We start from the raw sequence: 23,838 nt of genomic DNA, 5'->3' as shown, positions 1-23,838 counted from the left end.
AACCGCGGCCGCGCTCGCAAGTTTTCGGGCGTAGGGGCAATAACGGGGGGCGCCATGAAAATTCTCATCACCGAAGATGAAGCGATCGTCGCTGACGAACTCGAAGCGATCGTCACCGATTTGGGTCATCAAGTCGTAGGGATTGCGGGTTCGTCTCGTCGGGCTTTCAAGCTTGCAGAGACGACAAGGTGCGATCTGGCATTCGTCGACGTTCAACTGAGTGATGGGATGACTGGCCCGGCCGTCGCGCGCCACCTTAGCGAAGACGCGCATGCGACAGTGATTTTTACAACGTCGAACCCGCACCACGTGCCGGCAGACTTCTCGTCGGCCTGCGGTATCCTGACGAAGCCATACTCCGAACATTCCGTGAAATCGGCGATCGCATTCGTCGTTGACTGCATGGAAGCGGGTAGCTCGCAACGGCGGAAACCGCGCGCCTTGGAGCTTTCGCCAGCATACGCCGAGCGCTGGAAAGTGAGCTGAGAAAGCTACGCAACGCTTCCTACGCCGTTGTGGTCTTCGCCGCTTTCATCGGGCGTGCCGCTGGCTCATCCTCCGGAACCGACAACACCAAGTCCGTCAATTTGATCGTGACGCGCGTCCCCGGCCTGACATGTCCCGGGCGAACCTGTTCGTAGGCGATCGCTCCAGAGAATTGACGAGTGAGCAAAGCTGCGATTTTAGTTCCCAATCCATCGCCCGCATGACTGGCGCTTCCGTGCAGCAGCTTATCCATCTCGTCACCCGCAGCCGGACAGAGGTTGGCACCGACCCCGTTGCCATCATCTTCGACAATAAGCTCAGCTCCGGTTTCACCGCACCGGTGAAGGCGAACGCCGACATGGCCTGAACCATCTTCGCCAAAGGCATGCTTGAAGGAATTCACGACGAATTCTTGCGTCAGCACGCACAGCGACGTCGCGACCTGAGCAGGCGCAAGAAGCGGCGGAACATCGACCGTCAGCGCAATGCGCCCTTCGCCGACCGTTTCGACCACATCGTCCAACACGGCTTGAATGAGCGTATCGATGCGTACCAGTTCAAGATCGTTGACGACGTTCATACGCCGCTGCGCACTCGCGATCGCATGGATACGATCACGCGCGCCTGTGAGAGTTTTGAGAGACTTCGGATCGGACGTGTGCCTGATGTGTAGGTTGATGAATCCGACTACGAGCGACAACGTATTGCCGATGCGATGCGTCACATCCCGTAGCAGCGCTTCAGCGCGCTCTCGTTCGCCTTCGGCGCGATCCCGCTCGATTGCAAGCTCTTCGGTACGCGCTTTGACGCGCGCTTCCAGCGACCTATTCGCGGAGGTCAGCGTCAGAGCGGTGATTTCGAGCGCCGCCACGCGCTGCCGCTCGCGTATCAACGCGACCATCGCCAAAGCGGCGCAAGCGAGCAATATCGCGAGCATTGCAGCCAGAAGCCAAAAGCTTTGATCGTGGAATTGCGCCACGCGCATTTCGAAGAGGCGGTGCTGTTCCCGTTCCGTGGCTTCGATCTGGTCGCGCAACCGGTCCGAGAGTCCGATGTCGAAATTATTCGCGGCTAGCTCCGCCGCTGCATTTGGACTGCCTTTTGCAACGTCCGAAATACTCTTGTCGATCGACGATAGGTGCTCCTGCTGCACCTTATCGACAGCCTCGATCCGCTTAAGCAGTTCTCTGTCGCTCCGCCCGAGCCGGACGAAATCGGAGTGGATATCGTCGACCGCCTTCTTCGCCGCCTCATACGACGCGAGATATTTCGGATCCCTGGTGAGCAGGTATCCCCGCTGCGCAATCTCGAGATCTTGCGCCGCGCTGAGCCACTTGGTGAGGCCTTGCTGATAGATCAGCGTCTGTGCCACGCGATCGCCGGCTGCAACTGTCCATTGCCAGGCAACGATTGCTGCAAGACCGGACAGGACGGCAATCGAAACCCAGACCAACAGCGTTCGCGTCGCGCTCGACGTTAGAAACGCTGCTAATCTCCGCGATATGTGATGGCGGGCCATAACCTATGGAAGCATTGATTGAGGGAAGCTTATGCAATGGCACGACTTCGCCGTCGTGCCAACCGCTTGTGAGGCCATTTTTTTTTACAACGATACTACGATTGGGCTGATCAGATCTTTCGAACTCGCTCCACATTTCGCAGAGCCGATCTGCTCAATTTAATTGCATATTGGTCAGTAAGTCGCATCACCATATTTAAATCGAAACCAAGCTAGTTCCTCAGCCAGCCTTGGCTCCCCAAAAATCCGGCCAAATATCTCGGGAACCGATGCTCGCGCGCTACGTTCTTTCAATGTGGCCGTGCCCACATACTCCCTCCCCACTCCCCCGTGGCCCAGGGTACGGCATCACCTAAGAGAGTTCGCGACCGCTTTCCCCCGGGCGGCGCGAACTCATTTTTTTTGCGCACCCCATCGTCATACACCCGGCATCGCGACTAGGCATCGCGCCTTGGCAGCAATTTGTCGCGCGGTAGGAGCCCTAATTTGATCAATAGGCAAATGATCTGAAAGAACGGAACAAACAATTCTTGAATGCGATTGACCGAGCGTAACGTCACTAGGAGATGAGCAACAATGAACAAACTGACCTTGAGCCGTGCTTTCGTGATCGCCGGACTTGCTATATCGCCCGTAGCGGTCAATTCATCGGCACAGGCCCTTTCGTTCGTCAAAACGCAATCCACCGGCGAGCAGAGCACGTCAAGCCTTATTGGGTTGCGCGTCGAAAACACCGCCGGCGACAAGCTGGGAGATATCAACTATCTCGTTCTCGACCAGGCAGGAAAGATCAGCACCGCTGTGATCGGCGTAGGCGGCTTTTTAGGCGTCGGAGAAAAGAACGTCGGCATTCCCTATAATGAACTGAAGTTCTCCGACAAGGACGGCACTCGCGTCGCCGTCATCGAAGCCAGCAAGGATAATCTGTCCGGCGCGCCCAACTACGTTTGGACTGAAAATTCCTCGGCGAAAAAGCCGGCTGACGCAACGCAAACTCCATCACAAACCCAATAAATCGAATAAAAAATGGCGCGGCTCCCATTCGGAACCGCGCCCTTTTTTCTTCAGATTTCGAAATCCGTCACGCAGCGCGTTGACCAGATTTCTTCGATCGAAGCCCGAAGAAGAGCGATTGGCTGATCATCGCCTTCACGACGGCAGGCTCGAACGGTTTGGTTATGAGGAACACCGGTTCCGGCTTGGTTCCCGTCAGCAACCGCTCGGGGAATGCGGTGATAAAAATAACAGGAACACTGATCGTCTCGAGAATTTCATTCACGGCCTCAAGCCCCGAACTTCCATCCGCCAGATGAATGTCTGCGAGAACCAGAGACGGCGCCTTCCTTGCGACTTCCGCGACGGCTTCCTGATGCGTCCTCGCGACGCCCTGCACGCGATGGCCGATATCGACGACCAGCGCTTCGAGATCCATCGCAATCAGCGGCTCGTCCTCGATGATCAGCACGTCTGCGGAGAGTTGCTCCGCGATTTCCGCGCCGGCCAGCTGTAAGAGCTCCGTCACGTGGGCGGGAGTAACGTCGAGAACCTGAGCGGCTTCCGCCGTTGAAAATCCTTCCACTGAAACAAGAAGGAAGGCCTGTCTCGGAAGGGGCGTAATCGAATCGAGCCGCCGCTCTGCCAGCGGCTTGTCGAGCTGACGCATGTCATCCGACACACGGTTTACTGCGAGTGAATTCCAGACTTTGGTGAAAGTGCGATAAAGCGCGACGCGCGGCGCGATCGATCTGTCGAACGCATCGGAATCCGCAATCAATGTTTCGAGCACCGCCGCGACGTAGTTGTCGCCCGATTGCTGGCTGCCCGTGAGCGAGCGCGCGTACCGGCGCAAATACGGCAAATGGGGAGCTATGGATTCGGCTATCGACATTTTGCACCTCGTAATCTCGTTTAACGACAAGATGATCTTTCGTGCCGGAGCACCCGATCATCTCCGGCAGGGCGTTACGTCCGTGTACCCCATCATGCTGTCCGTCTCAATTGCACGAGTGATCCCGGAGTTAACCCCGGCTAACCGCCCGCGTAACGCCGACGAACTCGCTATTGGAATTGAAATTTTCACCAGCCTCAAACCCGAGGGCCTTGTTCAGAGCCACGCGGGCGCGGTTGACGCGGCTTTTCACCGTGCCGACTGCAGCGTTGGTGATTTCGGCCGCTTCTTCGTATGAGAAACCTTCCGCACCGACGAGCAGCAAAACTTCCTTCTGATCGTCGCTGAGCACGTTGAACGCTTTCTTGAAATCGACCAGATCCATATGGACGTGCTGCTCCGGCAGAACGGACATCCGCTCCGCCATTGCGCCGTCCGCATCCTCGACCTCGCGGCGGCGTTTGCGAAGTTCGGAAAAATAGGTGTTGCGCAGGATCGTGAACAGCCACGCTTTCAGGTTCGATCCTTTCTCGAATCCATCGAGATTGGACCAAGCCTTGACGAGCGTATCCTGCACGAGATCGTCGGCACGCGTTGGATCGCCGCAAAGCGAATTCGCAAATGCGCGCAGATTGGGAACGGCCCCGATCAAGAGAGCCTGTAGGTCGTCGTCACTTTTGGTCACGACTTTCCTCCTTGCTCTTCTCCTCGAGCTGCTTGTCCTCATGCTGTTTGAGTTTTTGCAGAAGCGCAACGAACCGATCCGGGACAGGCTCGTTAATCAGTTCGATATAGGCTTCCCTTAAGCGCTGCCCTATCTGACCCTGAAGCTCCACCGGTAGCGGTGCCTGCATAGTGATTGAATCCCCTCGTTTGGGATCACTGCCCGTGCCCATCTTTCAAGACCCTATTGACGGAATTCCGAAATACTCGTGTGCGCACGCCGGGTTCCAGACAACCTAAATGCACAAGGTTCGAAAAAGTTCCGGAACCTTCGTTAACTTGTCATGTCGGCGGCATGCGCGCGATCTTGGAAATCTAGCCGGGAAAACCGAAGAACGCGCCCGCTATTTATCAATAAAATGAAAAAACGTGCCCGTAACGTACCCCCTGCGGCTCCCGCCGGCAGGAAGCGTATCCCCATCCGAATTCTGCATTTTGAACAGGGGGGCGTCCGGCGACGAGACAACGCCGGCGTAATGAAACTCGTGTCCCATCAAAATCTCGCCAACCACGCCTAGCGGGCAGTCCGCCACAAGCTCTGCCCGGCGATACCCAAGGTTCATTTTCCGGGCCGCGAACGACGTTTCAAGCCCTAAAAGACCTATCATCGCGTGGCTCTGGCCTGCCGCATCGATGAGACCCGCCCCAAGTGCCATATATCCTCCGCACTCTCCGTGAACCGGACGTGAACGCGCGAATTCGGTCATGGACGATTTGAAGCGGTGAGCATTCGCCAATGCGCCGGCATGAAGCTCCGGATAGCCGCCTGGCAACCAGACGAGATCGGCGTCCGGATCGGGTGCTTCGTCGCCAAGCGGCGAAAACGGAATGATTTCCGCGCCGGCCGCGCGCCAGCCCTCGAGGAGATGCGGATAGACGAAGGAAAATGCCGCATCCCGCGCCAGCGCAATCCGTTGCGCTGGCGGAACGACGTTCACGCGACTTCCGGCGTACGCTGAGTTCAGTGCTCCGGGACTGGCGAGCTGCAGCAGGCGGTCGACATCCACATGCGCCTCGATGAAGTCCGCCAACGCATCGAGGCGGGAATTGATTTCCGCCGTCTCCTCGGCCTGCACCAACCCCAAGTGCCGCTCCGGCAGCACCACGGTCTTTTCCCTCGGCAGGGCTCCGATAACAGGAAGCCCCGCCGCTTCGAGCGCCTCCGACGCGAAACGCACGTGGCGCGGACTACCGGCGCGATTGAGTACGACCCCCGCAATCGTCACGCCCTCGCGGAAGCCCTGGAAACCGCGAGCGGCGGCCGCCGCCGTTTGCGATTGGCCGGAAACATCGAGAACCAGGATGACAGGCCAACCCGTCTTGGCGGCTAGGTCGGCGCTCGCACCGTTGCCCCACGCCCCCGCTTTGGAAACGCCGTCGAAAAGGCCCATCAAGGCCTCGCAAACAACGACGTCCGCGCCGCTTGCCGAACGCGACAGAACATCGGCCGCACGATCCCAGCTCATCGCCCAGCTGTCGACGTTGTACGATGGCCTGGACGCCGCAACTGCATGAAACGCCGGATCGATGTAATCGGGACCGCATTTGAACGGTTGCACCTTGAGCCCGCGCCGGACGAGCGCGCGAAGCAGGCCGAGCGTAACGGTCGTTTTCCCGGAACCCGAGCGCGGTGCCGCAATCATCAGTCCGCGCGGCAGCGTCACAGTCTCAGGCATGCTCAACCGCCCACTCTAGCCGCCGCGAAAGCGACGGCGATAATCGACGCTATAAAGAGCGCTCTCTCGGAAATCATCGCACCCGAGCGCCTCGCCGACCAAAATCAGCGCTGTTCGCTCCGGCCCCGCCTCAGCCGTCTGCGCAGCGATCGTTTGAAGCGTGCCGCGAATGATCTGCTCATCCGGCCACGTTGCGCGGCAAACGACGGCCGCGGGACAATCCGGGCCGTAGAAAGGCATGAGACGGCGTACCACGTCTTCGATCGCATGAATTGAAAGATGCACCGCAAGCGTCGCCCGCGTAGCCGCAAAGGCTTCGATAGTCTCCGTTTGCGGCATAGCCGAAGCCCGGCCCGACGTGCGCGTCAACACCACGGATTGAGCAACCTCGGGAAGCGTCAGCTCCCGAGCCAATACCGCTGAAGCGGCGGCAAATGCGGGCACGCCGGGAGTGATCGTATAGCCGATGTCGAGTTCATCGAGGCGGCGCAACTGCTCGCCGAGCGCGCTCCAGATCGACAGGTCGCCGGAATGAAGCCGCGCCACATCGTGGCCGTCGCCGTTCGCCTGAACGATCCGCGCAACAATCTCATCGAGCGTCATCGGTGCGGTATTGACGATTTCGGCTCCCGCCGGACAATACGCCAGCAGACCCTCCGGAATGAGCGAGCCTGCATAAAGGCAAACCGGGCAGCGAGCGATCAGATCGCGTCCGCGCACCGTGATGAGATCGGGTGCTCCAGGACCCGCGCCAATGAAATGCACTGTCATTTCGGCCGCCTTCCAGCATCGACAGATCTCGCCGCCGCAACCGTGATATTTCCGATGATGCGTCTCGGCATGACGAGTTGAGAACCAGGCCCGGCTGCAAATAATGCCGCGGCTTCCGCGATCGAGTTGATGCCATAGAGCGATAGGGATCGCTCGGAGCGCGTCACGCAGTCTCCGCTTCTCCCGCGCAGCGCAATCAACATCAAGGGGCGATAGGGAACGGCCGCTTCCTTTGCGGCGGCTTCGGCGCGAGGGGCAAAAGAGGCGGTGGCAAGTGTCGCAACCGTATCGCCCCCTTCGAGTTCACGACGCGCCGACTCGATGGCGTCGCGAAAATCTCGCTCGCTTGCAAGACTGTTGCCGCCTATGCCGATAGCAATCATGCGCTATCCATGGGTTTTGAGGAGACCCACTGTAAAACCGGCATAGCTGGACGCCACGCAGTCAACCGCCCCACAGCCTCCGCTCGTTCGACGCTGAAGCGCGTCAACGATCCACCATGCTCGTGATATGCGACAAGCAATGCAGCCTCCGACTCGATGGTCACGGCGTTGACGATGATCCGCCCGCCCGGCTTCAATGCCTTCCAGCAAACCTCAATAACTCCGCCGCCCGCCGTGCCACAACCGATGAAGATCGCGTCTGGCTGAGCGAGACCGCTCAGCGCTTCGGGTGCCGCGCCATCGCGAATGTCGAGATGCGGCACACCCAGAGCAACCGCATTTCTAACGGCACGCGCCGCGCGCTCAGCGTCACGCTCGATGCCAATTGCCGTGTTGGCCGGATGCGCGAGCAGCCATTCAATGCCAATCGACCCGCTCCCGGCTCCGACATCCCAGAGCAACTGACCGGCCCCCGGCTGAAGCGATGACATCGTGACCGCGCGGATCTCGCGCTTCGTCAATTGTCCATCATTTTCGAAATAACCGTCAGGCAATCCCGCAGTGTAGGGAATTGGTGCGGCACCTGCGCCCGCAACGACGTCGACGCCGATGATATTGAGCGGATCGACGTCGGAAAAATCAAAGTCCCTTGCGCTTACGTTTCGAATACGTTCGCGCGGACCGCCGAGCGCTTCCATCACGACGATCACGCTCTCACCAAACCCTGCGCCGGTCAAAAGCTCTGCCACTTCGCGCGCCGTATCGCCGTTGAGCGCCAGCGCGAGAATGCGCCTGCCGTGATGCAGGTGTCGCCGGATGAGCGGCGTCAGCCCTTTCATATTGAGGCCAAGCGTCGTCACGTCCTGCAATGACCAGCCGAGGCGCGAAGCGGCAATCGAGAAACTCGACGGCGACGGCACCACCTGCATGTCCTCTAGCGGTATGGATCGCGCAAGCGTCGCGCCCGCGCCGAACCAGAACGGATCACCCGATGCCAGCACCGCGACCGGCGTTCCCCGCCGCGCCAGGATCGTCGTGGCCGTCGCCTCGAGCGGCTTCGCCCATTCCAGCTTTTCACCCGGAGTATCGCCGACGAGGTCCAGATGCCGCCGCCCGCCGACGACAAGTTCCGCCCGCTCGATCAACGCGTTTGCCGCCGCAGACAACCCGGCTCGCCCGTCCTCCCCGATGCCAATGATGGACAACCAGCGTCCGCTCATGGCATTGGCCTCCCGGCATGATGACGAAGCTCGATAGCCCGTGTCGTATTTTGCTCCTCGGCGGAACGAGCGAGGCGACATCCCTTGCACAAAGTCTCGCGGGCGAAAATGGCGTGTCCGCAACTCTGTCGCTCGCTGGCCGCACGGTTAATCCCGCGGCGAGCCCACTCCCCGTTCGCATCGGTGGCTTCGGCGGCGTCGAGGGGCTGACCGAATATCTGACGCGCGAGATCGATCTCATCGTCGACGCCACGCATCCGTTTGCAGCCGGCATCAGCAACAACGCCATCGCGGCCAGCAGCGCGGCTCACATTCCATTGCTCGCGATCGAGCGGCCGCCTTGGACGCCTGCCGACGGCGACGAATGGAGCGAGTACGATAGCATCGACGCGGCGATCATTGCCCTGCCTGTCGAGCCGCATGACGTCTTCTCTGGCCTCGGCCGTCAGGCGATTGCTGCGCTGAACGTTGCGCCCCAACATCGCTACGTTATCCGCGTCGTCGACGCGAGCGAACCGCCCGCGAGCCTTCCCCAAGCGACGATCATTGCCGCGCGCGGCCCCTTCCGCACGGAAGACGATCTCGAACTTTTCAGGAAGCACCGCATCAGCCACGTACTCGCCAAGAACGCCGGCGGGAGCGGCGCCTATTCCAAGATCGAAGCGGCGCGCGCGCTCGGCATCAAAGTCCACATGGTTCGGCGTCCCGCGATTGCGCCCCGGTCGACCGTCGCCTCCGTTGAAGAGGCTCTCGCCTGGATCAAGACCCATCATCAGCGTCGCTCCGAACGCGGCGTATAAATCCAAGCACGACCATCGGCAGACGTCACCTGCCGCGTTGCCTGCGATCCGATGATAACGAGCGTGCGCATATCGCACGGCACATCCGCAGCGCCCGCCAGCGTTGCAACGTCGATCTCCTCATCCGGCCTGCCAACGGCCCGCGCGAAGACGACAATCGTTTCAGCAGGCAACACCGCACTCAAGATCTGGAACGCCTGCTTGATCTGCTGCGGTCGCGCCTTCGATGCCGGGTTGTAGAGCGCAATCACGAAGTCGGCCTCGGCAGCGAGGCGAAGACGTCTCTCGATTGTCGCCCACGGCTTCAAATTATCCGACAGCGAAATCGCGCAAAAATCATGACCCAGAGGCGCACCGATCCGCGCCGCCGCCGCGAGCATCGCCGTCACTCCGGGTTCGACGCGAATGTCGACACCGTCAGCCGACGCTGGATTGCTCTCGACCGCCTCGTAAACCGCAGCCGCCATCGCAAAGACGCCCGGGTCTCCACCGGAAACCACGGCGACCCGCTTCCCGGTTGCAGCGAGCGCCAGCGCGCGTTCAGCCCTAACAAGTTCTTCGCGATTATCGGACGCTTCAAGAATTTGCCCCGGCCCCGGAGTGATACGGTTCACATAGGGCGTGTACCCGAGAATGACATCGGCCGCCGCCACCGCCGCCGTTGCAGCGGGCGTAACCCAACCTTCGGGCCCAGGCCCAAGTCCAACAATGACGAGATCACCCTTCATGCGATGCGGCGCCCACGACCGCCCGGCAGCAGCACGATTGAAAAATACGGAACCGCACAATCGCCGAGGTCCGCAAGCGGTACGATCCGTTCGCCTGGCATCGTTCCGCGCTCGACATAAATCGCATCGTTGAAGCGCCCGGCATCTTTCAGCGCCTCTTTGATTTTCTGCAAATTGTGGCCGACCTTCATGATAACCGCCGCGTCCGCGCCTCCGAGATGCTTTGCCAGAACGGCCCGATCCAATGTCCCAGGCAGCACCGTCAATATATCGTCCCCGTAAGTGATCGGCGCGCGTGCAGCCGTCCAACAGCCAGACATTCCCGTAATGCCGGGAATCACCGTCACCGGATGAGCCGCCTTGATGCGATCGTACATATGCAGAAACGATCCGTAGAAGAATGGATCGCCCTCGCAGAGCAGCGCCACATCGCGCCCCTGACCGAGATGTCCGGCAATGGTCTCCGCGCACTCGGTATAAAACTCGCGGATGGCCGAGACGTACCCTTCCTCACGGAAATCGATCTCGGTCGTCACCGGATAATCGAACGCGGCTTCGGTCGCCGTCTCGCGGATATGCGCACTTGCAATCGTGCGCGCGTGACCGGCCCTGCCGCTCTTGCGGAAATGCGCGACCACCGGCGCCGCGCTCAACACGCGCACCGCCTTCAGCGTCATGAGCTCCGGATCTCCGGGCCCAAGGCCGACGCCGAACAACGTCCCCGATCGCACCTCGCTCATTCGGCCTCACTTGCAAGTGCGTTGACGGCGGCGGCTGCCATGGCGCTGCCGCCTTTGCGGCCGCGCACGATGGCGAACGGAACGCGCCCGTCAGCCGCCAGCGCCTCTTTGGATTCAATTGCACCAACGAAACCGACCGGCATGCCAATGACTGCGGCCGGCTTCGGCGCGCCCGCATCCATCATCTCGAGAAGCCTGAACAGTGCTGTCGGCGCATTGCCGACGACGACGACGGAGCCCGCCAGATGCGGCTTCCAAAGCTCCATCGCAGCGGCTGTCCGGGTATTGCCGATGCTGGCCGCTATCTCCGGCACGCGCGGATCTCGAAGGGTGCAAATGACAGAATTCTTCGCCTGTAAACGCGCGCGCGTAATTCCGTCAGCCACCATCATCGAGTCGCAGAGAATGGGCGCGCCGCCTTCGAGTGCCGACGCGGCGCTCCGCGCAAACGTCGGCGACATGATGATGTCGCGCGCGATCTCCACCATGCCGCACGCATGAATGATGCGCACCGCGACGCGCTCCTCCTCCGGCGAAAATCGCGAGAGATCCGCTTCGGCGCGAATGATCGCGAATGAGCGCGCATAGATCGCTGCGCCGTCCCGGATATAGTCCTGAACCGTCATGATGCGGATTCCATGATGAAACGTGATACGGCGTTGCCGATATCGCCGGGTTCGACTTCGGCCAACGTGACCAAAGCCCCCACACCGGCGAGTTGAGGCGATCCGTTGCGAATAAGATCGTAGCGTCCTTGGCGTGCGACGAGCGTGAAATCCGCCGACGATCGCCGCGCGCAACCTTTCTCGCACCCTGAGATGTGAACTGTATAACCGCTGAGTGAACCGTTGAGTCCGTCAACGAGACGCTGCGCATCGCCGCGCGTGTCGGTCGTCGCATTCTTGCATCCCGGCGATCCGGGGCAAACGTCCATAGCGAGGCGAACGTCGCTGCCGGCTGTAATCAAGCCAATGTCGTCGGCAACCTTAATAAGCGCCACGGCCCGCGCGCGATCGTTGACCGGGAAAACGAGAATTCGTTGCGGACTCGTGAAAACATCGTTGAGCTTGGCTGCCGCCGCAGCCTCGCAAAGGCGATCCAGTTGATCGGCAACGATCCGTCCGAACGGAAGCCCGATGCCAACCGCGAACACTTGCTCTCCGCGACCCAGCAATCCAACGGGCGGAGGAGGATCGATCTCCGCGTTGCCCCGCGACCGCGTTACGTGCACTTCTGCCTTTGCAAAAATCATTGGAGCGCCATGCACCGCAACGGCATCTCGCATGCGCCTTACGCTCGGATCGTTCGCTGACAAATCGAGAAAGACCAGTGCGAGGCCCCCAATTATGGCTAGCACATCGCTTTCCGACACGGTGCACGAGACGTCTGTCGCGCCATCGAGAAAAACGGCGAAGCGATCGCAGTCCGATGCGATCATGATGTCGGCCGCCCTGCCACCGACGCGCGGATCCGAAGCCCCTGAGAAGCTGACGCCGAATTTTCCCGGCAGCGCCCAGAGGCGCGCGTCATCCACGAGCGTGCCTTCGAACGCAGCAGCGAGTGCCCTGACATCCGCGCGTGCTGGATCGATCCCGCTCAGCGGATCGACGACAACATTGCGCACAGCCTCTATGGCCGCAGACTCGTCGATCAAACGGGCTGCACGGAAAGCGACGATTGCTTCGTCGAAGTTATCATCCGAAACGCCGCGCAATTGCAGATTGCCGCGATTGGTAAGATCGATCTCGCCGGAGCCGAAGCGCGTGGCCGTTTCCGCGATGGCATGAAGCGCCGAAAGAGTGAACGCTCCCGCATGCGGCCTCACGCGCACGAGCAGTCCGTCGCCCGAACGCATCGGCCGAAGCGCACCGGGACACCATCCCTTTCTCAAATGCGCCACGCCGGTCATTCAGCAGCCTCGCGTGGCTTATGCGGACCAGCATTCAAATCGTTGCGGCGTGGCTGCCAGAGTCCGCGAGAGATGGCTTCCGCGAAACGCCGCTGCATCGCGTCCATCGCCGCCGGATTTTCTCGCTCGATGAAGGCAGCCACCGCCGGATCGCCGAGATAAGCGTTGTAGAGCCGCTCGAAGCCGCCGTTATCGACCGACGCCGCTGTCGCCGCAAAAGCAAATGCGGCATCGACGCTCTGCGCCATCTCCGCAGCGCCACGGAAGCCGTGACGCATCTGCCCTTCGATCCATCGCGTATTGGCGGCGCGGCCGTGAATAACGCGTGCGCATTCCTCTTGAAGCGTCCGTACGCGTGGCTTCTCGGGCTCTGCCGTATCGCCATGATAGAGCGCGACACCGCTGTTGCCGAGGGCGGCAGCGGCTGCAGCGAAGCCGCCTTCGTGTGCCGCGAAATCGCCGCCCGTCAGCAGATCGATCTCGCTATGGTCCTGCACGTGGACGAAAGCATCCGCCGCCGCGACACGATCTTTGAATTTTCCGGCGGCATCCGTGCCACCACTTTCATTGCAATAGCTTTGCGCCGAACTCTTCAGATACGCGTCCCCGAGTTCCTCCCGCTTCGACCAATCACCGCGATCGATGTGCTGCATGACGCCGGCGCCGTAACTGCCGCCCGCCGGGCCAAAAATGCGATCGAGCCCGACGCCCTCGCGACGCGCCACGCGCAACGGATTGTCGGCCTCGTCTTCAGTCAGTCCCGCAACGAGCGCCACGGCGCTATCGAAGAGGACAAGCTGCGCACCAAAAATATCGCGAAAAAGCCCGGAAATGCGCAGCGTAACGTCAACGCGCGGCCGGCCGAGTTCCGCCAGCGCCTCCGTCTCGATACCTGTGATCCGATACGAGCGAAGGTCCCACACCGGACGGACGCCGAGAAGCGCCAGCGCCGTCGCAAGCTCTTCGCCCCCAGTGCGCAGCGTCGCGCTACCCCAGAGGTCAAGCACGATGGCGCGCGGCCAATCGCCGTGATCGCCAGCGTACCGGTCGAGAATGGCCTTCGCGGCGCGCTTTCCGTTTGCCCACGCCGTCGGCGTCGGAACACTCCGCGGATCGACGCTATAAAGATTGCGCCCAGTCGGCAGCACGTCGGAGCGACCGCGGCTTGGCGCGCCTGCCGGACCCGGCTCGATGAATTTTCCATCGAGCGACCGGACGATGGCATCGAGTTCGGCGTCATCGAGAACATGCAGACCATCGCGGATCGCCAGCTCTTTCACATCGCAGAGAAACGCATCGATGCGCATCAAAGCGTCGTTGGGCGACATACCGGCTTCGAGCCCGCAGCGCTCCGCGATCCCAGCGCGAAAAGCAGCGTCGACAATCTGTCCGGACAATACCTTGCGCCGTCGCGGATCGAGACCATCCGCCGACGAAAACTCATCGACGAGCCGCTCGACGTCGTTCAAGGGACCTGACAACCCAGCTTCGATCATCGGCGGCGGCCGGTGTCCGAGCGTCACGGCAGCAAGCCTCCGCTTTGCCTGCGCCGCTTCTCCCGGATCATTGACGATGAACGGATAAATCATCGGCACTGGCCCGAGCAAAGCGCGCGGCCCGCAAGCCTCGCTTCCGGCGATGGCCTTGCCTGGCAACCATTCGAGTGTGCCGTGCGCGCCGAGATGGATCAGCGCGTCAAGTTTCGCGACGTGTCTCAGCCACAGATAAAACGCGACGTAGCTATGCCGCGGCGGCGTCGACGGATCGTGATACTGCGCCTTCCGGTCTTGAACTTGGCCGCGCTCCGGCTGCAATCCGATGAGGAAGTTGCCGAACTGCGCAACGCGAAACGAAAACGCATCCTCGACAGCAAAATCATCATCTTCCGGCTCACCCCATGCGGCCGTGACGCTGTCACGAAACACTTCGGAAAGCTGACCGAAGGCAGCGCAATAATCTTCGAGAGACCACCGCACCGGCGGCGCTTCGGAGCCGAGCAGCCGCGCAAGATCCCGCGAGTCTGCCGGACGAGCGAAAATCGAATAACCCTCTTCACTCAGGCGCGCCGCGATTTTGCACGCACTTTCGAGCCCGTCGAGCCCGACGGCATGAGCGATCTGATCTGGCCGCCCCGGATAGGTGGATAGCAGCAGCGCGACGCGGCGATTGCCGCGCGGCGACATTCTCAATGTCGCCCAAGCGGCGGCAAGATCTGCGACGTGCCGGATCCCCGCATCGTAGGGCGCGTGTCGAAGCAACGAAATTCCGAGGTCGCTGCCGAGATCGTCCTCCTCCTTGAACGAAACGACTCCCGCAAAAAGCCGGCCGTCGAGTTCGGGCAGAACGACGTGCATTGCGAGATCGGACGCACCCAGCCCGTGCTGCGATTTATCCCATGCGGCGCTCGACGCATTGGCGAGCGCAATCTGCAGAACCGGACAATTGGATCGGTCGAGCGGCGACCCATCGGCACCGTCACGCGCGGCAAACGCCGTCGCATTGACGATCACATTGGGCTGAAGCCTGCCGAGTTCTCCCTCCAGCCACGCCGCCGCTTCCGGAGCCTTCAGACTTGGCACGTACAAAGCCGTCGTCGCGAGTCCACGTTGATCCAGCGCATCGATGAGGCCATCGATCGGCGCAACGTCGCCCGCGAGCAAATGCGAACGATAGAAAATGACGGCCGCCGTCCCAGGGCCATCGGCCGCGAGTTCACCTTGAGGCGCCGCGCTTTCGCGATAGATGCCAAAGCCGGGAATAATCGACGCTTCTGGAATGCGCGCATCACAGCCCTTCGCCCGTGTGAGCAAGCCATTGAGCGCCGCACGCGTATTCTCGACACCCCCGGCGTCAAGAAGCGATTGCAGTCTCGTCAGATCCTCGGTCTCGATTGTCGACAACGCACCGAGCCGAATATCCGGCCGCCCGTCGCCCGGCACGATGGCCAAAGCAATTCCAAGCTCCCGGCACCGCTTACCGATCTGCTCGCCGCCATAACGCCAATAATCGAGCCCGCCGAGCAAGCGAACGAGAACGGCCTTCGTCCCTTTGAGCGTCGTGTCCGCAAAAATATCGACGGACATGGGATGGCGCAGCGCATTGAGGTTCGCGACGCGAAGGCTCGGCCGTTCGTCTCCGGCAACAGAACGAAACGCCGCGGCCGCCATTGCCAAATCGGAATCGGAAAATGAAAGAAAGACGATATCGGCGGGCGCAAGTCCGAGATCCTGAGGCACGGCGGCCTCATCGAGATCTCGGCTCTCGCGAACGACGATATGCATTAGGCAGCGCCTGTCAGAGTCCTGGTGATGCTCTCGCGGTCGAGACCTTTCTGACCGATGACAACGAGCTTGCCGAGCCGCGGCTCGCCGTCCCGCCACGCACGCTCATACCGCGTGTCGACGCGTTCGCCGACGCCTTGCAATAACAGCCGCATCGGCTTTCCATCGATTGCCGCAAAGCCCTTTATGCGCAGCACATCATGCGAACTGGCGATCGCCTTGGCACGTGACGCGAGATCGGCGGGCGACGCGAGCGCCGGCACCTCGACAATGAATGTCTCGAAATCGTCGTGGTCGTGATCGGGCTCGTTGTCGTGATGGGATGGACGAGCCGCGAGATCGTTCTCCGCCGCCGCCGAAAGCCCAAGCAACACGCTCGCCGGCACCCGCCCTTCGCGCGTTGCCACGATCTTGATGGCACGGGGCACGCCGTTCCTGATGGCTTCGGTAAGCTGCCCGATTTCTTCTTCCGACATCAGATCGGTTTTGTTCAGAACGACGAGATCGGCGCAGAGAAGCTGATCCTCGTAGACTTCTTCCAGCGGATTTTCATGATCGACGGAAGGATCGGCCGCGCGTTGCGCCGCGACCTTCACGGGATCGTCTGCAAACCGCCCCGCCTTGACCGCAGGCCCATCGACGACGGTCACGACGCCGTCGACAGTGACGCGGTTACGGATATCCGGCCACTCGAACGCCTTGACCAGCGGCTTCGGCAAAGCCAGGCCCGACGTCTCGACGATGATGTGCTCGGGCGGTGGATTTCGCGACAGCAAGGCCTCGAGCGTCGGCACGAAATCGTCTGCGACCGTGCAGCAGAGGCAGCCGTTCGTCAGCTCGACGATGTTTTCGTCCGGGCAATTCTCGACACCGCACGAACGGAGAATAGCGCCATCGACGCCGACATCGCCGAATTCGTTGACGATCAAGGCCAAGCGGCGACCCTCGGCATTTTCGATCGCGTGCCTGACGAGCGTCGTTTTGCCCGCGCCGAGAAAGCCCGTAACGATGGTGACAGGCACCTTGCGCGCGCTCATTGGCAAAACTCCGAGTCCGAGTTGATATTTTGAGACGCGCGAGCAGAGGGGTCCGCCGCGGCAGCTCCGGTCAGAGCTGTACCGTTGAACATCCACGCATGTTGGGATGGCGCGCAATGGCGTGCGCAGAGCATTCTGAAAGTCATGTTAACCTTTCTCGCCCCACCGGCGACGGTTCGATTCTTCTGTGACGGCAGGTCTCCTGGCTCGCGGGTCTCAGCGTCTGGCGACCTTCCCGGGCATAACCCAGTGGTCATATCGCCAGCGCTCACCGCTCACAGTTGCGGGGGCAGCTGCGGAGTAAATACCGCATTCCCATTGAACCCTCTTGCGAGGGACCGTCGTCCCCATCGATAAGTGAGCGACTATCCCTCGTCAATCGCCATCAGCGTGTCCTGGACCGCCCGAAAGTCGCTCATGCCAACGCCAACCCTGCCGCAGCTGACATTTGTTCTCGGAGGCGCACGCTCCGGCAAAAGCCTTTATGCCGAGCAGCTTTTGACGAGCCAGCCAGGGCCCTGGGCCTATATCGCCACCGCTGAGGCCTTCGGCGGCGAGATGGACGAGCRAATCAAGCTGCACCAAAGGCGTCGCAGCAGCGGCTGGGTTCAGCACGAAACCCCTCTCGACATCGCCGATACCTTGTCGAACCGGACGTCCGAACTGCCGTCACTTGTCGACTGCTTGACATTGTGGATATCGAATTTGATGCACGCGGAACGTTCGATCCCCGACGCGACCGACAAACTGATCGCGGCGCTCTCGAAACGGATCGCCCCCTGCGTCATCGTTTCGAATGAAGTCGGACTCGGCATCGTCCCGGACAACGCGCTCGCGCGAGCGTTTCGCGACGAGGCCGGCCGCCTCAATCAAAAAATCGCGGCCGCGGCGGACAGGGTTGTCTTTGTCGCCGCCGGCTTGCCACTGACCTTGAAAGGCTGAACCGTGACCACCGATCCGACGATAGACGAAGCCGAACGCCACAAGGCCAAGATGGCCAAGCGCAAAGCCGTGCAGGACGCCGAGGTCGCCGGCAAGTCGATCGAAAAAGGCGTTCTCCTCGTCCACACCGGCCCCGGCAAAGGCAAGTCCACCGCCGCGTTTGGACTTGCCCTGCGAGCGCTCGGCCACGGCTGGCGCGTCGGCGTCGTACAATTCATCAAAGGCGCATGGATGACCGGCGAACGCGACGCGCTTCGCATGTTCGGCGATCAGGTCTCCTGGCACACGATGGGCGAAGGCTTCACTTGGGAAACCCAGGACAAGGCACGCGACATCAAGGCGGCGGAGCGCGCGTGGGCGAAAGCCAAAGAGCTGATGGCGGACCCGACCATTCGCCTTCTCGTTCTCGACGAGCTCAACATCGCGCTTCGTTACGATTACCTTCCGCTCGATGACGTCATCGAAACCCTCCGCAACCGTCGCGCCGATCTCCACGTCGTCGTCACCGGCCGCAATGCCAAGCCGGAGTTGATCGCACTCGCCGACGGCGTAACCGAAATGGCCGCCGTAAAACACCATTTCGCAGCTGGCATCAAAGCGCAGGAAGGCATCGAGTTCTAATGCCAGCGCGAACCCTGATGTTTTCAGGCACCGGCTCCGACGTCGGCAAATCCCTGATGGTGGCGGGTCTTTGCCGCTTGCTCGCGAACCGCGGGATCCGCGTCGTTCCCTTCAAGCCGCAGAATATGTCGAACAATGCCGCCGTGACGGCCGACGGCGGCGAGATCGGCCGCGCACAGGCATTGCAAGCGCGTGCCGCACGCGTCGCCCCCTCGGTTCATATGAACCCGGTATTGCTGAAGCCCGAAAGCGAGACCGGCGCGCAAATCGTCGTGCAAGGCAAAATGATCGGCTCGGCGAAGGCGCGTGAATTCCAGGCGAAGAAGCCTGAGCTTCTGCCGGCGGTTCTGGAAAGCTTCGGCCGGCTGAAAGCGGAAGCCGATTTCGTCCTCGTCGAAGGTGCGGGCAGCGCGTCCGAGATCAATCTCCGCAAGAACGACATCGCGAACCTTGGCTTCGCGCGCGCGGCCGGCGTTCCCGTCGTTTTGATCGGCGACATCGATCGCGGCGGCGTCATCGCCAGCCTGGTTGGAACGCAGCGCGTCCTCGAGCCGGACGACGCAGCGATGATCAAGGGGTTCATCGTCAACAAGATGCGCGGAGATCCGACGCTCTTTGCCGACGGCATGGCAGCGATCGCGAAGATGACAGGATGGGCCGCGCTCGGCCTCGTTCCGTATTTCGACGCCGCGCGGAAGCTTCCCGCCGAAGACGCGCTCGCCCTGCGGGATCTTGCAAAAGCATCGAAATCAAAGGGACCGGTGAAGCTGCGCATCGCGGTGCCGGTGTTGCCACGCATTTCGAATTTCGACGACCTCGACCCCTTGCGGAGCGAACCGGGTGTTGCCGTCGATATGATCGACGCGGGCCGGCCTATTCCAGCAGATGCCGACGTCATTCTCATTCCGGGCTCGAAAGCCACGATCGATGATCTCGCCGCATTGCGCGCCGAAGGCTGGGACATCGACATCAAAGCCCACGTTCGCCGTGGCGGCCACGTGCTCGGCCTTTGCGGCGGCTATCAGATGCTGGGAAAGCGCCTTTCCGATCCAAACGGCATCGAGGGCACGCCAAGAACCGTAGAAGGCCTCGGACTTCTCGACATCGAGACGGAATTTGGAACGGAGAAAACGCTCGCAGCCGTCGAGGGAACGCTTCATCCGAACGGCGCTCCATTCCAGGGCTACGAAATGCACGTCGGCCGGACCGGCGGCCCGGACGCAGCTCGCCCCATGGTGACGTTCGCCGACGGCCGGAGCGACGGTGCCTCGTCACCGAATGGCCGCATCGCCGGATGCTACGTACACGGAATTTTTGCATCCGATGCCGCTCGCGCTGCCATCCTCGGCGCTTTCGGCGTCGAAGCGTCGGGCAACAGCTACGAAACGGAAATCGACGACATCCTTGACGGCTTCGCGGAGCACCTCGGCCGCCACGTCGCGATCGACGAGCTTCTCAGCCTCGCAAAATAGCGGCAAAGAGCAACAAAATCGCGATCATGATCGCCCATGCGATCATCGCGAGGCGAAGCGCAGCGTCAATGTCGTCCGCCCCGAGATCGCGGCGGCCGCTTCCCATATAGGCGTCCTCGACTCGCGCGTTGCCGTACGTCTTCGGCCCGTTGAGTTGGAAGTCGAGCGCTCCCGCCATCGCACTTTCTGCCCAGCCTGCGTTGGGTGATCGATGCTTGGAAGCGTCGCGAGACATCGCCTCGAGTGCCGCGGCAGGTGAAGCCTTCGGGATGAAGAGAGCAGCCCCCGCAAAAAGCAATCCCGTCAGACGCGACGCCGGCAGATTGACGAGATCGTCGAGCCGGGCAGCCGCCCACCCAAACGCGTCGTGCCGCGGCGTCCGATGACCGATCATGCTGTCCGCCGTGTTGATCGCCTTGTAGACGGCGAGACCCGGCAGTCCGAAAAAGGCAAACCAGAACACCGGCGCGACGACGCCGTCGGACGCATTCTCGGCGAGACTTTCAATCGCTGCGCGCGCAACGCCGTGTTCGTCGAGCGTCTCAGGATTGCGGCCGACGATACGCCCCACCGCAAGGCGGCCGCCTTTGAGGCCATCGTTCGCGAGCGCGCGCGCGACGGCGGCGACATGATCGTAAAGACTCCGGCTCGCGATGAGCGTCGAAGCCAGGACCGCGATCAGAATTTCACCGATCGCGCTATACGCCGACGCACGCTCGATGACCCAGGCGACCGAGCCGGCAGTCACGACGATGATGCTGATCGCCAAAACGCCCGCCAAACGGCGTGCCTCAGCGCTTTCGCTCTCCTGGTTGAGTCGCTGATCGAGTACGGAGATGAGCGAGCCGATCCACGATACGGGATGCCCGATGCGCTCATAAAGCCAATTCGGATACCCAAAGAGCGCTTCTAGCGCGAGCGCTCCGGCCACAATGAGCAGGGTCTGGGCCTCACTCACGGAAATTGCACGAGATGCTGGTGTAAGAGACGCGCATGGCGGCCGATCTCAAGATTGCTCCGGCAGAACGCCGTGAGTTGCAGCGATCGCCTCAGCCTGCTTCGCAGCGTCTCGGGCCGTCGCATAACGCAAAGCCTCCCCAAGCATGACAAGCACCGGTCCCTCCGGATGCGCCGCTTCGAGGGCCGTGGCAATAGCACCGATGGTCGAGATGAAAACACGCTCGTCGGGCCGCGTTGCATTCGCGACGGCAATGGCCGGCGTCTTGGGGTCAAGCCCATGCACGAGCGCAATCTCGGTGAGTTCCGCGAGCGTCCGCTTCGGCATGTATATGACGGTTGTCGCGGCGCTGTCGGCGACCGCACTCCAGTCGATGTCCTTCGGCAACTGTCCGCGACGGTCGTGCGCCGTAATGAATTGCAAACGGCGTGCATGATCGCGATTGGTCAGCGACACCTTGAGATTGGCCGCCGCGCCCTGCGCCGACGTCACGCCCGGCACGACGGTGATCGCAATGCCGGCCGTCTCGCATGCTTCGATCTCTTCGCCCGCGCGGCCGAAAATCAACGGATCGCCCGACTTGAGACGCACGACGTTCAGCCCCTCGCGCGCCAGCGACACCATTTGCTCGTTGATGTCAGGTTGCTTGCACGACTGCCGATAGCCGCGCTTGCCCACATCGATCAGGCGAGCGCCAGGACGGACCAGATCCAGGATGGGCTTGGCGACGAGATCGTCGAACAGCACCGCGTCGGCCGATTGCAGCGCATTGAGTGCCTTGATCGTCAAAAGCTCGGGGTCGCCCGGCCCCGCGCCGACCAGCGTGACTGCGCCCTGACGCTTTGCGTCTCCCGGTCGAGAGCCCGTCTCGCCGGTCGCGAGCGGCCCTGAACCGACCGTAAAATAGCGCGTATCGAAAGCTGTCCGCGGCTGCCACCCGTGCCGCTCGAGTTCGGGATCGAGATGTTCCTCTATCGGCCAGCCAAGCGAGAGGTATCCGACGAGCTTCCACTCGGTAGGCACGCCAAGCACCCGCGAAACTTCCGCCGGATCGATGATCGACACCCAGCCAAGCCCAAGGCCGGCCTCGCGTGCAGCGAGCCACAGCACCGTCACCATGCACGCGCAGGAATGGTCGAGCGCTTCCGGCATCGTATGCCGCCCGAGCCCATGGCCTTGCAGCGTGCCGTGATCGGAAAAGACTGCGAGATGCACGGGCGCCGCGTTCAATCCCTCGAGCTTCAATCGATTGTAGAGATCGGCCTGATCGCCGTCGTAGCCCTCTCCTGCCCGGCCCTGCGCCCCTTCGAAGTTCTTCGCAATCTCCGCCCTGACTTCCGGAGACTGCACGTTGACGATCCGCCACGGCTGACTGTTGCCGACCGACGGCGCGAGATCCGCGAGCCGCAAAAGCCGGTCGATCAATGCATCGGGAACCGGATCTGTCTTGAAGCGCCGAACGTCCCGCCGCCAGCGGACAAGCTCCTCCAGCGTCGCGCGCTCTTCCCCGCGGGGGCTGTCATCGTCGGGCTTGCGAATAGTCATTGCAAAAATGTTCGGTCAGGATGGCAGTGCATTACCAGCTATATCATCATTCCGGCCCCGGCGAGCAAGCGGGCATCTGCGGCGTCTGATGTGCGGGGTCGGGTGAGGTCAGAAAGCCTCGTTTTAGCGGTGGCGGCGCGATCCCGGCTGGATTTAGTCCGCGCTGACCATTGTTTCGCGGCAACCGACACAGACCGCGGTTTCACTGTCCCCGTCGGGACGCTTGATCGGAAATCCGCATTGAGAGCAGAGCGTGTGATGCCCCTCGCGAACCCCATGCTCCAGCGCGACCCGCTCATCGAAAACGAAGCATTCGCCACGCCATAAGCTTTCGTCCGGCGCAACCTTCTCCAAATAACGCAGAATGCCGCCGTTGAGCTGATAGACGTTCGGAAAGCCCTCGCGAAGCATAAAGGCGCTCGCCTTTTCGCAGCGTATGCCGCCGGTGCAGAACATCGCGATCTTGCGCTTCGGATCGTCCGAAAGCGCTCGCTTTACATAGTCGGGAAATTCGTTGAACGACCGTGTTTCGGGATTAAGCGCGCCATCGAACGTGCCGACCTGAAACTCATAATCGTTCCGCGTATCGATCACGAGAACGTCCGGATCGGCAATTAGCGCATTCCACGCGCCGGGTTCGACGAACGTGCCGGTGGCGACGGATGGCCGGGCATCGGGAACGCCGAACGTCACGATCTCTTTCTTGATCTTCACCTTCAGCCGCTGAAACGGATGCGCGCTCGCTTTCGAATATTTGACGATCAGATCCGAAAATCTCGGCTCCGCTACGAGCGCCTCGATCAGCGCATCGATGTCGCTCTCAGCCCCCGAAACGGTGGAATTGATGCCTTCGCTTGCGATCAGGATCGTGCCCAGGATTCCGCGCGCCGCGCAAAGCTCGCGCAGGCTTGCCTGCAGCGTCTGGGGCTCGTCGATCTCGACGAATTTATAGAAGGCAGCGACTTTGACCGTCACGCACGTAGCTTTCATATATGAACCGGTGGATCGGCAAATCAGGGACGGCCGTCCGAGAGTTACGCCGGTTTCAATACGGTCACGGCCCCCGAAGAGCAAGCCGCGGCATTTTGGCGGCATCCCGGCCGCGCGCGTGACGACGCCCGGCAGCCTTTAACTATTGG

At 61.4% G+C, this 23,838-nt stretch carries 23 protein-coding genes and 1 riboswitch; of the genes, 6 read left to right on the top strand and 17 right to left on the bottom strand.

The window, feature by feature from the left end:
• Positions 1-54 precede the first annotated feature (54 nt).
• Entirely contained in the window at positions 55-486 is a 432-nt protein-coding gene (locus AC1DK3_RS11225) for a response regulator (RefSeq protein ID WP_477192279.1), read from the top strand.
• Between the two features lie 19 nt (positions 487-505).
• Here the strand turns inward: AC1DK3_RS11225 and AC1DK3_RS11220 are convergent, their stop codons facing one another.
• Positions 506-1,939 carry a sensor histidine kinase gene (locus AC1DK3_RS11220; protein ID WP_477192278.1) on the bottom strand — a complete coding sequence of 478 codons (1,434 nt, stop codon included), beginning with the start codon at positions 1,937-1,939 and terminating at the stop codon, positions 506-508.
• A gap of 642 nt (positions 1,940-2,581) precedes the next feature.
• Here AC1DK3_RS11220 and AC1DK3_RS11215 point away from each other — a divergent pair.
• Positions 2,582-3,019: a PRC-barrel domain-containing protein gene (locus AC1DK3_RS11215; RefSeq protein ID WP_477192277.1), complete on the top strand. Its 438-nt coding sequence runs from the start codon at positions 2,582-2,584 to the stop codon at positions 3,017-3,019.
• A gap of 67 nt (positions 3,020-3,086) precedes the next feature.
• Here the strand turns inward: AC1DK3_RS11215 and AC1DK3_RS11210 are convergent, their stop codons facing one another.
• The 7 genes from AC1DK3_RS11210 to cbiE form a co-directional block, all read right to left on the bottom strand.
• Entirely contained in the window at positions 3,087-3,893 is an 807-nt protein-coding gene (locus tag AC1DK3_RS11210) for a response regulator (protein ID WP_477192276.1), read from the bottom strand.
• A 130-nt stretch (positions 3,894-4,023) separates the two neighbouring features.
• Positions 4,024-4,578: a sigma-70 family RNA polymerase sigma factor gene (locus tag AC1DK3_RS11205; RefSeq protein WP_477192275.1), complete on the bottom strand. Its 555-nt coding sequence runs from the start codon at positions 4,576-4,578 to the stop codon at positions 4,024-4,026.
• Positions 4,565-4,747, bottom strand: coding sequence for a NepR family anti-sigma factor (locus AC1DK3_RS11200; protein ID WP_477192274.1), 183 nt, complete (start codon positions 4,745-4,747; stop codon positions 4,565-4,567). The genes AC1DK3_RS11205 and AC1DK3_RS11200 overlap by 14 nt, the downstream gene beginning before the upstream one ends.
• A 213-nt stretch (positions 4,748-4,960) precedes the next feature.
• Complete coding sequence (locus AC1DK3_RS11195) at positions 4,961-6,292, bottom strand: cobyrinate a,c-diamide synthase (protein WP_477192273.1); 1,332 nt, start codon at positions 6,290-6,292, stop codon at positions 4,961-4,963.
• A 15-nt stretch (positions 6,293-6,307) separates the two neighbouring features.
• A complete protein-coding gene (gene cobM / locus AC1DK3_RS11190; protein WP_477192272.1) occupies positions 6,308-7,063 on the bottom strand; it encodes a precorrin-4 C(11)-methyltransferase in 756 nt (251 codons plus the stop codon).
• Positions 7,060-7,446 carry a cobalamin biosynthesis protein gene (locus tag AC1DK3_RS11185; protein WP_477192271.1) on the bottom strand — a complete coding sequence of 129 codons (387 nt, stop codon included), beginning with the start codon at positions 7,444-7,446 and terminating at the stop codon, positions 7,060-7,062. The genes cobM and AC1DK3_RS11185 overlap by 4 nt, the downstream gene beginning before the upstream one ends.
• The gene (gene cbiE, locus AC1DK3_RS11180) at positions 7,443-8,666 is read right to left on the bottom strand and encodes a precorrin-6y C5,15-methyltransferase (decarboxylating) subunit CbiE (RefSeq protein WP_477192270.1); all 1,224 of its coding nucleotides are present in this window, start codon (positions 8,664-8,666) and stop codon (positions 7,443-7,445) included. The genes AC1DK3_RS11185 and cbiE overlap by 4 nt, the downstream gene beginning before the upstream one ends.
• Before the next feature lie 17 nt (positions 8,667-8,683).
• Here cbiE and AC1DK3_RS11175 point away from each other — a divergent pair, with 17 nt between their 5' ends.
• Positions 8,684-9,466, top strand: a complete 783-nt coding sequence (locus tag AC1DK3_RS11175) for a cobalt-precorrin-6A reductase (protein ID WP_477192269.1) — start codon at positions 8,684-8,686, stop codon at positions 9,464-9,466.
• Here AC1DK3_RS11175 and cobJ read toward each other — a convergent pair.
• The 6 genes from cobJ to cobW are packed head-to-tail and all read right to left on the bottom strand — an operon-like array spanning position 9,439 to position 17,161.
• Complete coding sequence (gene cobJ, locus AC1DK3_RS11170; RefSeq protein WP_477192268.1) at positions 9,439-10,194, bottom strand: precorrin-3B C(17)-methyltransferase; 756 nt, start codon at positions 10,192-10,194, stop codon at positions 9,439-9,441. The two genes, AC1DK3_RS11175 and cobJ, sit on opposite strands and share 28 nt — an antisense overlap.
• Positions 10,191-10,934 carry a precorrin-2 C(20)-methyltransferase gene (locus tag AC1DK3_RS11165; RefSeq protein WP_477192267.1) on the bottom strand — a complete coding sequence of 248 codons (744 nt, stop codon included), beginning with the start codon at positions 10,932-10,934 and terminating at the stop codon, positions 10,191-10,193. The genes cobJ and AC1DK3_RS11165 overlap by 4 nt, the downstream gene beginning before the upstream one ends.
• Positions 10,931-11,560, bottom strand: a complete 630-nt coding sequence (locus AC1DK3_RS11160) for a precorrin-8X methylmutase (RefSeq protein ID WP_477192266.1) — start codon at positions 11,558-11,560, stop codon at positions 10,931-10,933. The genes AC1DK3_RS11165 and AC1DK3_RS11160 overlap by 4 nt, the downstream gene beginning before the upstream one ends.
• Positions 11,557-12,843, bottom strand: coding sequence for a precorrin-3B synthase (gene cobG, locus AC1DK3_RS11155; protein WP_477192265.1), 1,287 nt, complete (start codon positions 12,841-12,843; stop codon positions 11,557-11,559). The genes AC1DK3_RS11160 and cobG overlap by 4 nt, the downstream gene beginning before the upstream one ends.
• Positions 12,840-16,124: a cobaltochelatase subunit CobN gene (gene cobN, locus AC1DK3_RS11150; protein WP_477192264.1), complete on the bottom strand. Its 3,285-nt coding sequence runs from the start codon at positions 16,122-16,124 to the stop codon at positions 12,840-12,842. Before cobN ends, cobG begins: the two co-directional genes overlap by 4 nt.
• Positions 16,124-17,161 (bottom strand): cobalamin biosynthesis protein CobW, encoded by a 1,038-nt coding sequence (gene cobW / locus AC1DK3_RS11145; RefSeq protein WP_477192263.1) that lies wholly within the window; start codon positions 17,159-17,161, stop codon positions 16,124-16,126. Before cobW ends, cobN begins: the two co-directional genes overlap by 1 nt.
• A 175-nt stretch (positions 17,162-17,336) precedes the next feature.
• A riboswitch (cobalamin riboswitch) is annotated at positions 17,337-17,519 on the bottom strand.
• A gap of 59 nt (positions 17,520-17,578) precedes the next feature.
• Here cobW and cobU point away from each other — a divergent pair.
• Genes cobU through AC1DK3_RS11130 form a run of 3 tightly spaced genes read left to right on the top strand, consistent with a single transcriptional unit; the run spans position 17,579 to position 20,196 of the window.
• Positions 17,579-18,103: a bifunctional adenosylcobinamide kinase/adenosylcobinamide-phosphate guanylyltransferase gene (cobU, locus tag AC1DK3_RS11140; RefSeq protein ID WP_477192262.1), complete on the top strand. Its 525-nt coding sequence runs from the start codon at positions 17,579-17,581 to the stop codon at positions 18,101-18,103.
• 3 nt (positions 18,104-18,106) lie between these two features.
• On the top strand, positions 18,107-18,724 hold the full coding sequence (cobO, locus tag AC1DK3_RS11135; protein ID WP_477192261.1) for a cob(I)yrinic acid a,c-diamide adenosyltransferase: 618 nt from the start codon (positions 18,107-18,109) through the stop codon (positions 18,722-18,724).
• Positions 18,724-20,196 (top strand): cobyric acid synthase, encoded by a 1,473-nt coding sequence (locus AC1DK3_RS11130; protein ID WP_477192260.1) that lies wholly within the window; start codon positions 18,724-18,726, stop codon positions 20,194-20,196. Before cobO ends, AC1DK3_RS11130 begins: the two co-directional genes overlap by 1 nt.
• On the opposite strand, the gene cbiB is transcribed toward AC1DK3_RS11130, so the two are convergent.
• The 3 genes from cbiB to trhO form a co-directional block, all read right to left on the bottom strand.
• Complete coding sequence (cbiB, locus tag AC1DK3_RS11125; protein WP_477192259.1) at positions 20,180-21,154, bottom strand: adenosylcobinamide-phosphate synthase CbiB; 975 nt, start codon at positions 21,152-21,154, stop codon at positions 20,180-20,182. The two genes, AC1DK3_RS11130 and cbiB, sit on opposite strands and share 17 nt — an antisense overlap.
• Positions 21,155-21,202: 48 nt before the next feature.
• Positions 21,203-22,699, bottom strand: a complete 1,497-nt coding sequence (gene cobA / locus AC1DK3_RS11120; RefSeq protein WP_477192258.1) for a uroporphyrinogen-III C-methyltransferase — start codon at positions 22,697-22,699, stop codon at positions 21,203-21,205.
• A 153-nt stretch (positions 22,700-22,852) separates the two neighbouring features.
• Positions 22,853-23,689: an oxygen-dependent tRNA uridine(34) hydroxylase TrhO gene (gene trhO, locus AC1DK3_RS11115; RefSeq protein WP_477192257.1), complete on the bottom strand. Its 837-nt coding sequence runs from the start codon at positions 23,687-23,689 to the stop codon at positions 22,853-22,855.
• Positions 23,690-23,838: the final 149 nt, after the last annotated feature.

The organism is Hyphomicrobium sp. 01T421, assembly GCF_056398805.1.
Note: the sequence above shows the minus strand (reverse complement) of the source record. Positions and strands in the feature narration are given on the sequence as shown.

Bases quoted from the DNA above. Each gene is read 5' to 3' on its own strand.
- cbiE (WP_477192270.1), bottom strand. From the start codon at position 8,666: ATGAGCGGACGCTGGTTGTCCATCATTGGCATCGGGGAGGACGGGCGA.
- cobA (WP_477192258.1), bottom strand. From the start codon at position 22,699: ATGACTATTCGCAAGCCCGACGATGACAGCCCCCGCGGGGAAGAGCGC.
- cobJ (WP_477192268.1), bottom strand. From the start codon at position 10,194: ATGAAGGGTGATCTCGTCATTGTTGGACTTGGGCCTGGGCCCGAAGGT.
- AC1DK3_RS11225 (WP_477192279.1), top strand. From the start codon at position 55: ATGAAAATTCTCATCACCGAAGATGAAGCGATCGTCGCTGACGAACTC.
- cobM (WP_477192272.1), bottom strand. From the start codon at position 7,063: ATGACAGTGCATTTCATTGGCGCGGGTCCTGGAGCACCCGATCTCATC.
- AC1DK3_RS11215 (WP_477192277.1), top strand. From the start codon at position 2,582: ATGAACAAACTGACCTTGAGCCGTGCTTTCGTGATCGCCGGACTTGCT.
- cobW (WP_477192263.1), bottom strand. From the start codon at position 17,161: ATGAGCGCGCGCAAGGTGCCTGTCACCATCGTTACGGGCTTTCTCGGC.
- cobG (WP_477192265.1), bottom strand. From the start codon at position 12,843: ATGACCGGCGTGGCGCATTTGAGAAAGGGATGGTGTCCCGGTGCGCTT.
- AC1DK3_RS11200 (WP_477192274.1), bottom strand. From the start codon at position 4,747: ATGCAGGCACCGCTACCGGTGGAGCTTCAGGGTCAGATAGGGCAGCGC.
- AC1DK3_RS11160 (WP_477192266.1), bottom strand. From the start codon at position 11,560: ATGACGGTTCAGGACTATATCCGGGACGGCGCAGCGATCTATGCGCGC.
- AC1DK3_RS11130 (WP_477192260.1), top strand. From the start codon at position 18,724: ATGCCAGCGCGAACCCTGATGTTTTCAGGCACCGGCTCCGACGTCGGC.
- trhO (WP_477192257.1), bottom strand. From the start codon at position 23,689: ATGAAAGCTACGTGCGTGACGGTCAAAGTCGCTGCCTTCTATAAATTC.
- AC1DK3_RS11210 (WP_477192276.1), bottom strand. From the start codon at position 3,893: ATGTCGATAGCCGAATCCATAGCTCCCCATTTGCCGTATTTGCGCCGG.
- AC1DK3_RS11175 (WP_477192269.1), top strand. From the start codon at position 8,684: ATGATGACGAAGCTCGATAGCCCGTGTCGTATTTTGCTCCTCGGCGGA.
- AC1DK3_RS11195 (WP_477192273.1), bottom strand. From the start codon at position 6,292: ATGCCTGAGACTGTGACGCTGCCGCGCGGACTGATGATTGCGGCACCG.
- cobN (WP_477192264.1), bottom strand. From the start codon at position 16,124: ATGCATATCGTCGTTCGCGAGAGCCGAGATCTCGATGAGGCCGCCGTG.
- AC1DK3_RS11185 (WP_477192271.1), bottom strand. From the start codon at position 7,446: ATGATTGCTATCGGCATAGGCGGCAACAGTCTTGCAAGCGAGCGAGAT.
- AC1DK3_RS11165 (WP_477192267.1), bottom strand. From the start codon at position 10,934: ATGAGCGAGGTGCGATCGGGGACGTTGTTCGGCGTCGGCCTTGGGCCC.